The organism is Rhodococcus sp. JVH1 (assembly GCF_000280725.2).
Lineage (GTDB): Bacteria > Actinomycetota > Actinomycetes > Mycobacteriales > Mycobacteriaceae > Rhodococcus_F > Rhodococcus_F jostii_A.
Window position 1 is genome coordinate 7,686,810 of the sequence record NZ_CP166289.1, and the last position, 11,540, is coordinate 7,698,349.

At 66.4% G+C, this 11,540-nt stretch carries 13 protein-coding genes; 5 read left to right on the top strand and 8 right to left on the bottom strand.

The features are described from left to right. Positions 1-45: 45 nt before the first annotated feature. The 3 genes from JVH1_RS36225 to JVH1_RS36235 are packed head-to-tail and all read right to left on the bottom strand — an operon-like array spanning position 46 to position 2,461. Positions 46-729 carry a TIGR02206 family membrane protein gene (locus JVH1_RS36225; protein WP_009472802.1) on the bottom strand — a complete coding sequence of 228 codons (684 nt, stop codon included), beginning with the start codon at positions 727-729 and terminating at the stop codon, positions 46-48. Positions 730-752: 23 nt separating this feature from the next. Next, positions 753-2,099, bottom strand: a complete 1,347-nt coding sequence (locus JVH1_RS36230; protein WP_043777534.1) for a permease prefix domain 1-containing protein — start codon at positions 2,097-2,099, stop codon at positions 753-755. Further along, complete coding sequence (locus tag JVH1_RS36235) at positions 2,099-2,461, bottom strand: PadR family transcriptional regulator (protein WP_009472800.1); 363 nt, start codon at positions 2,459-2,461, stop codon at positions 2,099-2,101. The genes JVH1_RS36230 and JVH1_RS36235 overlap by 1 nt, the downstream gene beginning before the upstream one ends. 130 nt (positions 2,462-2,591) lie before the next feature. On the opposite strand from JVH1_RS36235, the gene JVH1_RS36240 reads away from it, so the two are divergent. After that, positions 2,592-3,335 carry a Clp protease N-terminal domain-containing protein gene (locus JVH1_RS36240; RefSeq protein ID WP_009472799.1) on the top strand — a complete coding sequence of 248 codons (744 nt, stop codon included), beginning with the start codon at positions 2,592-2,594 and terminating at the stop codon, positions 3,333-3,335. A 30-nt stretch (positions 3,336-3,365) separates the two neighbouring features. Here the strand turns inward: JVH1_RS36240 and JVH1_RS36245 are convergent, their stop codons facing one another. Together JVH1_RS36245 and JVH1_RS36250 are read right to left on the bottom strand one after the other, a co-directional pair. After that, a complete protein-coding gene (locus tag JVH1_RS36245) occupies positions 3,366-4,262 on the bottom strand; it encodes an SDR family oxidoreductase (RefSeq protein ID WP_009472798.1) in 897 nt (298 codons plus the stop codon). Positions 4,263-4,408: 146 nt separating this feature from the next. Then, on the bottom strand, positions 4,409-5,332 hold the full coding sequence (locus JVH1_RS36250) for an AraC family transcriptional regulator (RefSeq protein ID WP_009472797.1): 924 nt from the start codon (positions 5,330-5,332) through the stop codon (positions 4,409-4,411). 151 nt (positions 5,333-5,483) lie between these two features. On the opposite strand from JVH1_RS36250, the gene JVH1_RS36255 reads away from it, so the two are divergent. Continuing rightward, the gene (locus JVH1_RS36255; protein WP_043777549.1) at positions 5,484-6,566 is read left to right on the top strand and encodes an aldo/keto reductase; all 1,083 of its coding nucleotides are present in this window, start codon (positions 5,484-5,486) and stop codon (positions 6,564-6,566) included. On the opposite strand, the gene idi is transcribed toward JVH1_RS36255, so the two are convergent. The 3 genes from idi to ligD all read right to left on the bottom strand — a co-directional run bounded on the left by idi (position 6,488) and on the right by ligD (position 9,056). Then, positions 6,488-6,907 carry an isopentenyl-diphosphate Delta-isomerase gene (gene idi, locus JVH1_RS36260; protein WP_043777530.1) on the bottom strand — a complete coding sequence of 140 codons (420 nt, stop codon included), beginning with the start codon at positions 6,905-6,907 and terminating at the stop codon, positions 6,488-6,490. The genes JVH1_RS36255 and idi overlap by 79 nt on opposite strands. Position 6,908: 1 nt before the next feature. After that, positions 6,909-7,778 (bottom strand): hypothetical protein, encoded by an 870-nt coding sequence (locus tag JVH1_RS36265; RefSeq protein ID WP_009472795.1) that lies wholly within the window; start codon positions 7,776-7,778, stop codon positions 6,909-6,911. A 288-nt stretch (positions 7,779-8,066) separates the two neighbouring features. After that, the gene (ligD, locus tag JVH1_RS36270; protein WP_157173907.1) at positions 8,067-9,056 is read right to left on the bottom strand and encodes a non-homologous end-joining DNA ligase; all 990 of its coding nucleotides are present in this window, start codon (positions 9,054-9,056) and stop codon (positions 8,067-8,069) included. A 61-nt stretch (positions 9,057-9,117) separates the two neighbouring features. On the opposite strand from ligD, the gene JVH1_RS36275 reads away from it, so the two are divergent. From JVH1_RS36275 to JVH1_RS36285, 3 genes are all read left to right on the top strand, one after another. Beyond that, positions 9,118-9,555: a hypothetical protein gene (locus JVH1_RS36275; RefSeq protein WP_157173906.1), complete on the top strand. Its 438-nt coding sequence runs from the start codon at positions 9,118-9,120 to the stop codon at positions 9,553-9,555. A 353-nt stretch (positions 9,556-9,908) separates the two neighbouring features. Next, on the top strand, positions 9,909-10,619 hold the full coding sequence (locus JVH1_RS36280; RefSeq protein ID WP_009472793.1) for a thioesterase II family protein: 711 nt from the start codon (positions 9,909-9,911) through the stop codon (positions 10,617-10,619). Next, positions 10,616-11,446 carry an SDR family oxidoreductase gene (locus JVH1_RS36285; RefSeq protein ID WP_009472792.1) on the top strand — a complete coding sequence of 277 codons (831 nt, stop codon included), beginning with the start codon at positions 10,616-10,618 and terminating at the stop codon, positions 11,444-11,446. Before JVH1_RS36280 ends, JVH1_RS36285 begins: the two co-directional genes overlap by 4 nt. The last annotated feature ends 94 nt before the right edge of the window (positions 11,447-11,540 follow it).

Here is an 11,540-nt window from a genome sequence, read left to right on the forward strand (position 1 = left end):
GATTCCCGGTAGCGATCAGGAGGGCCGCGGGATTTCCTCGGTGCGTCATCGTGTCCGCTCCCACGGCCAGGTCATCAGGGCCCACACGACGAGAATCAGTGTCGTCGCGGTCAGTAGGTACACCGGCCAGGGACCCAGAACGTCCAGAAGGGTCGCGGTGGCAGGCTTTCTGTTGAGGAAGCCGTAGTTGGTTCCGGCGACGCGGTTGAACGTGAAGGTCACTGCCGCCCAGACGACGGTGACCAGGACCGTGAACCGGTAGCTGCGCCACCGGGGCCGCATCCCTCGACCCCACGTCAGATAGATGGCCGCCCAGACCACGAGCAGGTGAATCGCCCAGAACGCGAGGAACTGATAGTGGGGGAAGTCCGGACCGGTCAGAACAGGCGAGATCAACGCCTGGGTGCTCAGCACGAGTCCCCAGTAATACGTGAGCGCGTAGGCCCACTGCGCCCGGGACCACAGGGCACAGGCCGCCGCCACGGTCGCGAGATCGGTCAGGCGCAGCGGTACCGAGCCGCCGATCGTGGGCGGAATCGAGAAATGAACCAGTGTCGCGCCGTATATCGCGGCCGTCAGCACCGCAAGGACTCGGCCCAGGCGCCGGGCCTGCGATTCGGTCTGCCGTCGTCCGAGCCGGACCAGAACCGCGGCCCCCACGACGAACAGCGCGATCATCGCCCAGTACGACGGGCCGTACGCCGTGAATTCCCTGTCCGATGAGAACACTCTCGATCAGCTCCGCACTGTCGTCACACGAAGTCGAAAACCGGTGGGAGAACGCCGACCATCAACGCCGCCCACATGCCGAAGACGGGAAGGTAACCGGTCTGCCAGCGTTCGGTGGAGCTGAATCCGCGGCGGCCGCGCAGGAACCCGAGAATGAGATGAGCCGACCACGTCAGGTTGACGAGGAGGACCAGGTTCATTCCGATTGCCGCCACCTTGTTCGGGGTGAAGCCGAATTCCGCGATGCGAGTCAGCATGGCGAACAGCATCAGCAGGTCGACCGCGAGGGCACTGACGACGAGGACGAGTTGGAGGCGGTCGAACAGGTCGGGCGGCAGGTAGGGGTCACGGGCCGAAATCGCGTACAACAGCAATCCCAGGACGACGACGAGAATGAGATCCATGAGGATCAACAGGTTTCGGTCGACGTCGACGACGCTGCCGGTCGTTGCGAATGCCGTCAGCAGCACCAGCAGCATGAGAGTCGTCAGCGGGGTGAACACGCGGGTGAGGACTGGGGCGATGTTCTCGACCACATTCTGCTTCGCCTCCACGAGCCACGCGGCGACGATGACCGCGCCTGCCGCCCCGAACGGCAGCACCCAGTCCTCGATGAACCACTCGACACTCAGGCCGAGTGCGTCGAACGCACCGATCGTCAGGCCGATGAGGACGCCGCCGCCGAGGGCGAGGAGGGTCAGGTAGACGACCCATTCGCCGGTGAAGCGGATGAAGTCCATTCGCCGCCGGTCCGATCGCCACTGACCGCCGACATACGCTAGGCCGACGGCGAACCACAGCGCGATCGGTGCGTGGATCGCCGCGATCACCTCGGTGGAGCCGTTCGATGCGAACGGGAAGACGTTCAGCAGTACCGCCGCCAGCGCGAACGGCACCAGCAGTACCGCGGCGAGGCGGGGTGTGACCTGCCGCTTCCAGGCGAAGTATCCGGCGAGGAACGGAAGAACGAACAGACTGAGGTTGCGCGCGAGGTCCTGCTCGCCGAGCGTCGCCACGCCTGCCTTGACCGACAGTGCCGCGCCGACGGCGAGCCCGAGAACGACGAACAGCTCACGTGTGGCGCGAGTGCCGTCGCCGTCCGACGCGGCGGGCATGAGGACGAGTTGCTTCCACAGTCGATCGGAGTGCTCGCGAGCGAACTCGCGGGAGATGTCGTCGACGTTGCCCATGCGTTTGACCGCGACCAGGAAGGCCTCGTCGGTCCTCAGCCCCGCGGCGGACAGGTCCGAAATCTGATCACGGAGATGGTCTTCCATCTCGTCGGTGTCGGCGGCGGATATCGCGTGACGGCGCTCGACGTAACCCCGCCACTGACCGATCTGCGATTCGAGCTCCTTGTCGGTATCCATCACGACCATCCTTGGGCGGAGGCTGGGGGTAGCTGGACGGAGCGCCACACCTGGCTCAGAGCGTCCGCGACGACGTCCCATTGGGCGCGTCGTTCCGCGAGCATCTCCCGGCCCGCAGCGGTGATCGTGTAGTGCTTGCGCCTTCGCCCGCTGTCGGAGGCACCCCACGACGCCGACACATATCCCAATCTTTCCAGGCGATGCAGGAGGGGGTACAACATTCCGTCGGTCCACTGAATCCGTCCGCCGGACAGGTCGTTGACTCGTTTCAGAATGGCGTACCCGTACGACTCGCCTTCCGCGAGAATTCCGAGTACGAGGGGAGTGGCCGAGGCTGCCACCAGATCTTTCTCGATATGCATAGAACCCCTATCCCTAGATCTGCTAGTCATCAAAACTAGCAGAGCGGATCGCGGGTCGGTGCGCAGCTCGCGGAAGTCGAAGCGACAACCTGGGGTTGACGCTCGCTATGCGTCAACCTAGAGTTGACGCATGGAGAATTCGGATCGCACGACCCCGCCCATCCGACTCGACGAGCTCATCGACGCGATCAAGAAGGTGCACGCCGAGGCCCCGCTCGAGCAACTCACCGACGCGGTCCTCGCCGCAGAACACCTCGGTGAACTGGCCGACCATCTCATCGGCCACTTCGTCGACCAAGCCCGCCGCTCGGGGGCATCGTGGACCGAAATCGGCAAGAGCATGGGCGTCACGAAGCAGGCCGCGCAGAAACGGTTCGTCCCCAAGGATCCCGGGCAGGCCTCCGACCTAGACCCGAATCAGGGATTCAGCCGGTTCACTCCGCGCGCACGACAGGTGGTTGTGGTCGCGCAGAACGAGGCCAGGGCGGCACACAACGCCGAGATCCTGCCCCAGCATCTCGTCCTCGGACTCCTGGCCGATCCCGAAGGGCTCGGCGCCCGGGCGATCGCCGCGCAGGGCGTGAAACTGGATTCGGTCCGGCACGCCGCGACCGCGACGCTGCCCCCCGCCGCCGAGGAGGTGCCCGCACTCGTTCCCTTCGATGCTCAGTCACGCAAGGCGCTCGAACTGACGTTCCGTGAGGCACTACGTTTGGGGCACAACTACATCGGAACCGAGCACATCCTGCTGGCCCTGCTCGAGGTCGAGGACGGGGTCGGTGTGCTCACCGGACTGGGTGTCGACAAAGCTGCCGCCGAGGAGAACATCGCCGCCAACCTCGACGCCATCGTCGCCGCCCGCGAAAAGGAGTGATCCGCGGGGGCTCCGTCACCGCTGCGGTGCTCAGGTGAAGGGCGTCCCGCCGGTGACGCCGAGCACTTCTCCGGTGACGTAGCTGGATTCGTTCGATGCGAGGAATACGTACGCGGGTGCCAGTTCGGCCGGCTGGCCGGGCCTGCCCAGAGGCACGTCGTCCCCGAACTGCCGATAACCGTCGGCGGGCATCGTCGCGGGGATCAACGGCGTCCAGATGGGCCCCGGTGCAACGGCATTGACCCGGATTCCCCGCTTCGCCACATCGGCCGCCAATCCCTTGGTGAAATCGATGATCCCTGCCTTCGTGGTGGCGTAGTCGAGAAGCCCGGGAGACGGATTCGTCCCCTGGATCGACGAGGTGTTCACGATCGTCGATCCAGGTTCCATGACTGCGACGGATTTCTTGCACAACCAGAACAGCGCGTAGAGGTTCGTGCGCAGGACACGGTCGAACTGCTCGGTGGTGATGTCGGCGATACCACCCGTCTGCACCATCTGAAAGGCCGCGTTGTTGACGAGGATGTCGAGACCGCCGAGTTCACGGACCGTCAGGTCCACGAGATACTGGCAGTGGTCCTCCGACGTGATGTCGCCGGTCGCGACGACGCCTCGTCGTCCGGCCTCTTCCACCAGTCGCACGGTCTCCCGTGCATCCGCCTCCTCCTCGTCCAGACAACTGACCACGACATCGGCACCCTCGCGAGCGAACGCGATCGCCACCGCTCGCCCGATGCCCGAATCCGAGCCGGTGATCAGGGCGCGGCGACCGTCGAGGCGTCCGCTTCCCCGATAGGACTTCTCGCCGTGATCCGGGGTGGTCACCATGTCGGAGGTCAGTCCCGGGTGCGATAGCTCCGGTTGGTGTTCGCGATCGGGGGCGGGGTACTGCGTGGTGGGATCCTGCTGGGCGTACTGGTCGGCCATTCTCGTACCCTTCTTCGTCTTCTGTCGAATCGGCAAGCGGGACTGACAAGTTCGTCGAATCAGAGGCGCTTCCCGCCACGCTTACCCCTTCCGGAGCACCCGGAAACCGGGGTTGCATCCGCTACCGGACGCTGTGCGTCGACAGATCAGGGCAGGGGGCCGGTGTCCGACAGCGCGGTGTTTCCGCGTAGGCCGTGAGCGTCTTTGCCGGGGGAGGCGCCGAACAGGCGGCGGTATTCGCGATTGAACTGGGAGGGGCTGTCGTAGCCGACGTGATGCCCGACGCCGGCGACGTCACCGGGGTGTGCGACCAGCATCGAGCGGGCGTGTTGCAGTCGGATACGTTTCTGATACTGCAAGGGGCTCATGGCCGTGACGGCTCGAAAGTGCCGGTGAAACGCCGATGCACTCATACTGGACAACCGTGCGAGGTCGTCGATCCGCATCGGCTCGGAGTAGTTGTCGCGGATCCAGTGGATCGCCCGGCTGACATGCGCCAGGTCGCTGTCGGCCATCCCGATCTGGCGAATTGTGCTCCCATGTGGGCCGGTGAGCAGCCGCCAGAGGATCTCCTGCTCGATCAGCGGGGCGAGCACGGGCGCGTCCGCGGGGTGATCGAGCAGTCGCAGCATCCGGGCCGCGGCGTCGAGTAGATCGACATCTGCGTCGCCGGTCTCGATCGCCGGCACGCCGGCGGCGCCGCGGGACCACCGTTCGGTGGGGGCCTGCAGCACCAGTGCGGCGATGGCGGCCGGCCGCAGGACCAGTCCCATGGCCAACGACGGCGCGCCTTCGCTGATGTCGATGTAGTGGCCGGTGACAGGCACACTGGCGGTGACGACGAGACATTGCCCCGCCCGGTACTCGTAGAGTCGGTCGCCGAGCAGGAGCCGCTTGCCGCCTTGGGTCATGATCACCAGCAGCGGTTCGGTCACCGAATACTCCGGCCCCGCCGACTCGGCCGTCACTTTCGACAACAACAGCCCATCGATCGGCGTCTGCAGATCCGGCCGGGCATGGACCGTGATTCCGGCGCGGATCTCGTCCAGGAGGTCGGGGGAGTTGCGCACAACTCACGAAAGCATCCGCGTGGCCACTACGGCAACCCGATCGTGGCGACACGGACAGGATCGTGCAATGCCCGGCGCCGATCGATCTACCGCTGCCACTGCGGTTCGCGTTTCGATGGATGTGCACATTCCGATACCCCAGGAGCAGATCATGCGACTCGATCAGTACGTCACGCTCGGCCGCTCGGGACTACGGGTCAGCCCGTTCGCCCTCGGTGCGATGACCTTCGGCGAAGACGCCGGTGGCGCCGGCTGCAGCGTCGAGGAATCCGAGAAGATCCTCGCCACCTACCTCGACCTCGGCGGCAACTTCATCGACACCGCCAACTTCTACACCAACGGCCACTCGGAGAAGATCCTCGGCGATTTCTTCGCCGCCCATCGCGGTCGCCGCGAACGCGTGGTGCTGGCATCGAAGTTCTTCGCGAACCTCTTTCCCGGCGACCCGAACGGCGGCGGTGCGGGCCGCGCGGCCATCATCGCTCAGCTCCACGAAACCCTTCGCCGCCTGCGCACCGATTACGTCGACGTGTACTGGCTGCACAACTGGGACCGCCACACCCCGATCGAGGAAACCCTGCGCACCCTCGACGACCTTGTCCGCGCCGGCAAGATCCGCTACATCGGGATCTCCAACAACCCGGCGTGGGTGACCGCGCAGGCTCAGACCACGGCGCTGTTGCGAGGATGGACCCCGCTGATTGCACTGCAGGTCGAGTACTCATTGCTGGCCCGCACCGTCGAGGGCGAACTCGCGCCCCTCGCACTCGATCAGGGCATGGCTCTGGTGCCGTGGAGCCCACTGAAGAACGGATTCCTGTCGGGCAAGTATCGCCGCGGCACCGAGGTCACCGACTCTGCCCGCACCGCCTTCGTCGGCGGTCCGACCGATGCGGAGTTCGTTGTCATCGACGCCGTCGCCGCAATCGCCGACGACCTCGCGACCACCTCGGCTGCCGTCGCGCTGGCCTGGCTGCGTGCCCGATCCGGGACCGTCGTCCCCATCCTCGGCGCGAGGCGCGTCGAACACCTCACGGACAACGTCGCCGGGCTGGAGGTGACTCTCGGCCCCGAACACCTCCGCATCCTCGACGAGGTCTCGGCGCCGACGTTGAACTACCCGGCGCCGATGCACGGCGAGCAGCGGGCGATGCTTCAGTTCGCAGGCACCACCGTGGACGGGGAATCGTCCACCGTGTATCCACCGCTGCTGCAGAGCGACGTCCGGTACTGACGGCCCACGTACTTGTGCGGATCACGTGTCCGGCACCGGAAATCGGGAAGGATCAGCGTGATGTCGGCGGGGATGATCCCGAGTACCTCGTCGACGCGGCGTGCGACCGCCTCCGGTAAGTTCTCGCCAGGGCAGGGATGACCGGAACAGCTGTTGGTCCAGACTCCGGGCCATGTCGACTTCCACCGTGCGCGCCGACCGACCAGCCCCTGTCCCTCGGGGTCGATGACGTAGGCGGAAAACGCAAGGTGCAGCGGTGTCGCCGAGGTATGTACCGTTGCTTCGGCCACGGTGCCGACCTGGGCGCCTGCCTCGTCGAGCAGCTCTGCGGAGGGGCTCACCCTAGTTCGCCGGCAATATCCGCCGAACTGCGCGAATCGTGGCGGCCGGGCTCGCCGGATGCCACACCTCGCGATCAGAGTAGGACCAGGCGTACGTCGGACTACCGTCGCAAATGCAGTCGAGTAGCCCCGGCTCGTCGAGTTCGTCGGCCGACCACTCGTACAACTGCTGCAGTCGCGGCCCGATCATGCCGTAGTCCAGCATCTCACCGATGTTGTGCTCGGCGGCGACATACGCCGCGACGTCGTCTCCGAGGGGATATCGGTCGGGAAGGACCCGAGAAAGGGACAGGAAGATCCCGGTCATCGAGAGACGAGGATCTCCCAGAAGGGGGCCGGCCGGCGCGAGCCGCCCCAGCGCCAGACGCGGCGCCGAGACCAAGGCATGGGCGTAGAGAACACGGAGCAGTACCACGTTGAGAAAGAACCGCTCGGGGCGGCTCTCGGTGCAGGCAAGGTCGCGATGGTCCAGGTAGGCGGAGGCAATGCTCGCATTGTGGGCCCGGTACCAGGTGCGTGCGGTCGGATCGGCAACGAAAAGCATCCACAGATCGACCGTGCGCGAGGACGGCGTCCCTCCCATTCCGCCGCTCCGGGCGACAGCCTCGCAGCCGTCGCGCATCAGCCGTTCGTTGACCGCTCGCCACCACGGACTGCCGGGCGGCATCGCACTCAGCGGCGCCAGCACGCCGCGACCGATCTGCCAGCGCATGAACGACAAAGCCGCCCGGCGGAACGGCAAGTGCCGGGGCGCGTTGCCGATCGGACCGTGATATGTACGGGCGATCAGCTCGAGTCGGGCTGCAGGATCGTCCCGCACATCGTGGACCTGATCGACTGCCCACTCTGCGGCGGAACGTCGAGAACTCACGCTCCCTATTGTCGGACCCGCCGGTCCGAGGGGGAAGTGTGCGATTTCTACTCGGCCGCCTTGCTGATCGGTTGCCGACACGGAGAGAGGTGCCGCCAAGGACGTAACAGTGGAAGAGCCCTGTGACTGCCTCGATTTCAAATGCAGAAAAGCTACAACACAGTTCCATTCCGGGCTTCGCCGATGCGGCGCCGGATCGGCGAAGCTCCTGGCGGTGTAAGGCCGCGCCCCGAAGACCGGCCGGGCCTGCCGAGGCACAGAAGCCATCGTGCCGAGACACGCGCGGGACTACGGTAACTGCTCGACGGTCACCCATCTCGGGTCTATCCCCGCGCGGAATCCCTTCCACGACGGGTGGCGGAGCCGCCGGTCCAGGGTGAACTCCCGGTACTCGACGGTGCCGACCAGAATCGGTTCCACCCAGCGGGCGTGAGCGGCAAGCTCATCGGGAACATGATCGTCGAAGGGACTGGAAGGGCGCTCGAGTGGCCGGAGCAGCATGAGCGTTCGGCGCCGGTGGGATTCGGTGAAGCCGGAACCGACGTGCCCGACGAATATCAAGCCGACCTGGTCCGCGTGGGCACCGACGATCAGCGACCGCAGACCGCCGCGGCTGGTCGCTTCCCACCCACCGACGATCACCTCGGCGCTGTTGCTTAGCGGAGTTTTGACCCAATCTGGTGAGCGGCGTCCGGGCCGATAGGGCGAGGTCATTCTCTTGGCGACAATTCCTTCGAGACCGTGCTCGTCGGCTAACCGGAGCATGTCCTCGCCGGCGACATCGACCCAGTGTGGAGGTACCCGTAGAGCCTCACCCTCCAGATCGAGGTTCAGGTCGGCCAGGAGTTGTCGGCGCTCGAGGTACGGCCACTGCAGGATCGGCGCCCCGCGGTGCACCAGCAGATCGAAGATGCAAAAGGCGACCGGTACGGCGCGCTGCAGCGCGGGCGGTGGATCCTGGATGGGGGTCCGCTGTCGGAGCAGGTCGAAGCGCGGTCGGCCGCTGCCGGCTGCGGGCGCGACGATCTCACCATCGACTATTACGCCTCGGCCTGGGTTGATCTCGGAGAGTCCGGCGGCGATCTCCGGGTATGCAGCGGTGATGTCGGCGTTGTCGCGGCTGAACAGGTGCACCGCGGCCGGGGTGATGGTGGCGACGGCGCGTACACCGTCGAATTTCATCTCCACCGCCCAGTCGTCTCCACCCGGTGGTGAGCCGAGCGTCGCCAGCATCGGTTTCACCGGGCGGAGAGGTGGTGCGGGCTGATGAGCGGGCACAATGCTGATTCTCCCCCTCGTTCCGCCCCGGCGCGGCATCGCCCGGATCGACGTCAGGTGGATGCCGATCACCCTCGCCACACTGCACATCCCGCCAGAACTGCCGACCGCAGATCACGGGGCCGGTGCGCCTCGTTACTCGGGAAAGTCTGATTCGTGGGTCGCCTGGGCAGGCCACGGCATAAGTGGACGCTCGCCGAATGCGCTGCCGCAACATCTGTGCGTGCGTGGCTGCGAAGTCGTCGTCGAACAGAATCGCTGCGGCCTCGTCACACTCGATCAGCACCCACTCGTACGCCAGCCGGGCCGGGGCAGCGTCGTCGAAGAATGCCGGCATCACCGTGTCGTCGACGAGGTGGAAGGGAATGCGCGCGATTCGGTACTGGAGGCGGCCGAGCGCTCGTGCCGCGGCTGCGACTCCCATGCATTCGATAGTAGGTGGTACGACGTGCACGCGTATCAATTCCGCTGCCTCACAGTCGGACCGGGGTCCTTGTGAGCGGCCCCGCCGCTGAGCCCGCCGACAATTCCGCTGCTGAGGATCGACACGCAACCAGGTGTGCCGACAATCGGCCGGGTGGTGTAGCAGACAGTGGACAAGCTTCCCGACCACGTCGAGTTCCGTCGGTCTTGACACCCAGCACATGTCGCTGTCCGTGTGCGTGCCATGCACCCCCTTCACCCGCATTCATCAGCCTGCTCGACGACGGGCACGTCGAGCAGGCTGGGCAGCTCGCGTGCTCCGCGGAAGTGCTGGCGGCCCTGCGCGGGCGAATTCCCACACCGCAGGGGAGCGCGGCCTAGGGTCGGAAGCAGCAGCGGTCTTCCTCGGCGTCGTAGAAGGAGGTGACAATGTCACCTGCGACACTGGTGTGTCTGCCGTACGCAGGGGTGGGCGCGTCCTTCTTCCGCGATTGGCAGAGTTGTGCGCCGCGTGGACTCGACATCCTCCCCGTGCAGCTACCCGGCCGCGAGGAACGCTTTGGTGAGGACCTGCTCACCTCGGTCGACGCCGCCGTCCATGACATTGCGCCGCGCGTGCTGTCGGTCCTCCGGGAGTCTTCCGGGGTGGCCGTGTTCGGGCACAGCCTCGGTGCGGTCCTGGCCTACGAGCTGGCGCATCGCCTGACTGCCGACGGAGACGTCGCGCTGACCCGCCTGTTCGTGAGTGGATCGCCGGGTCCGGCGACCGTGCGGGAGGTCCGGGCGTCGTCGTTGGCGGATGAGGAATTCCTCGACCGGGTGGGTGAGCTGGCCGGGTACTCCCATCCCGCGCTGGCGAACCCGGAACTGCGCGAGCTGCTGTTGCCCGTCGTCCGGGCCGACGTCGAGATGCACGAAAACTATCGGCCACCACCACGCCCACCGCTGGACGTCCCGATCACCGCCCTCCGAGGGCGGGGTGATCACCTCGTCGGTGCCGCTCAGTTGGCGGAGTGGGCGGCGACGACGACCGCGGGGACGTCGGTGATCGAGGTCGACGGCGGGCACATGTACCTGACCGAGCACCCGCACGCGCTGGTACGACTGCTTGCCGCGCAGCTCGCCGAGGACGCTCGGTGAGCGCCGACCTCGCCGGAAAGACGGCCTTCGTGACCGGCGCGGCGCGGGGGATCGGCCGTGCCTGCGCCGTCGAGTTCGCGGCGGCTGGGGCCGACCTCATGCTCGTCGATATCACCCGGAACCTGCCAGGGGTGCCGTACCCACTCGGTTCGCAGAGTCAGCTCGAGTACACCGCGGAGTTGTGCCGCGAGCACGGTGCGACGGTTCTGACCCAGGCGGTGGATGTCCGCGAGCTCGCAGAGATCACGGCAGCGGTGCAGGTCGCCCACGAACGATTCGGTCGCCTCGACGTGCTGCTCAACAATGCGGGAATCGCCGCACCGTCCGGAAAGGCCGCTCACGACATCGCCGAATCCGAGTGGCGTCTGATGATCGACGTCGACCTCTCCGGGGCGTGGCGGACGATCGCGACGGCCGGACGGATCATGGTCACCCAGCGCAGCGGAAGCATCATCAATGTCGCCTCGACGGCCGGGCTCGTCGGGTACCGCCACTTCGCCGGGTACGTTGCGGCTAAGCACGGCCTGGTCGGCCTCACCAAGGCCGTCGCCCTCGACTACGCGCCGAGCGGGGTCCGGGTGAATGCGCTGTGCCCGGGATCGGTGCGGGACAGCAGTGAGTACGAAGGGCGGATGCTGGCGGAGATCGCGCGCTCCCTGGGTGTCGGCGTCGATGAGCACGAGTCGGTTTTCGTGCAGGCCCAGCCGACCAACAAGCTCGTCGAACCCGGCGAGGTCGCGGCAGCGGCGCGGTGGCTCGCGTCCGACGATGCGCGTGGAGTCACGGGTTCCGTGGTGACGGTGGACGGCGGTTTCACGGCCCGGTGAGAACGATGGGCCCGTGTCCGCCAGCCCCAGTCGCCGCGCGTCTGTCGACTACGATTGCTTCATGCACCAATCTCCTTGGGGGAGGTCTGGACCG

What these genes read in the sequence shown, in the direction of transcription:
- JVH1_RS36275 (WP_157173906.1), top strand. Translation starts at nt 9,118, where the DNA reads ATGCCGATCACCCTCGCCACACTGCACATCCCGCCAGAACTGCCGACC.
- JVH1_RS36255 (WP_043777549.1), top strand. Translation starts at nt 5,484, where the DNA reads ATGCGACTCGATCAGTACGTCACGCTCGGCCGCTCGGGACTACGGGTC.
- JVH1_RS36245 (WP_009472798.1), bottom strand. Translation starts at nt 4,262, where the DNA reads ATGGCCGACCAGTACGCCCAGCAGGATCCCACCACGCAGTACCCCGCC.
- JVH1_RS36235 (WP_009472800.1), bottom strand. Translation starts at nt 2,461, where the DNA reads ATGCATATCGAGAAAGATCTGGTGGCAGCCTCGGCCACTCCCCTCGTA.
- JVH1_RS36280 (WP_009472793.1), top strand. Translation starts at nt 9,909, where the DNA reads ATGTCACCTGCGACACTGGTGTGTCTGCCGTACGCAGGGGTGGGCGCG.
- JVH1_RS36240 (WP_009472799.1), top strand. Translation starts at nt 2,592, where the DNA reads ATGGAGAATTCGGATCGCACGACCCCGCCCATCCGACTCGACGAGCTC.
- JVH1_RS36230 (WP_043777534.1), bottom strand. Translation starts at nt 2,099, where the DNA reads ATGGATACCGACAAGGAGCTCGAATCGCAGATCGGTCAGTGGCGGGGT.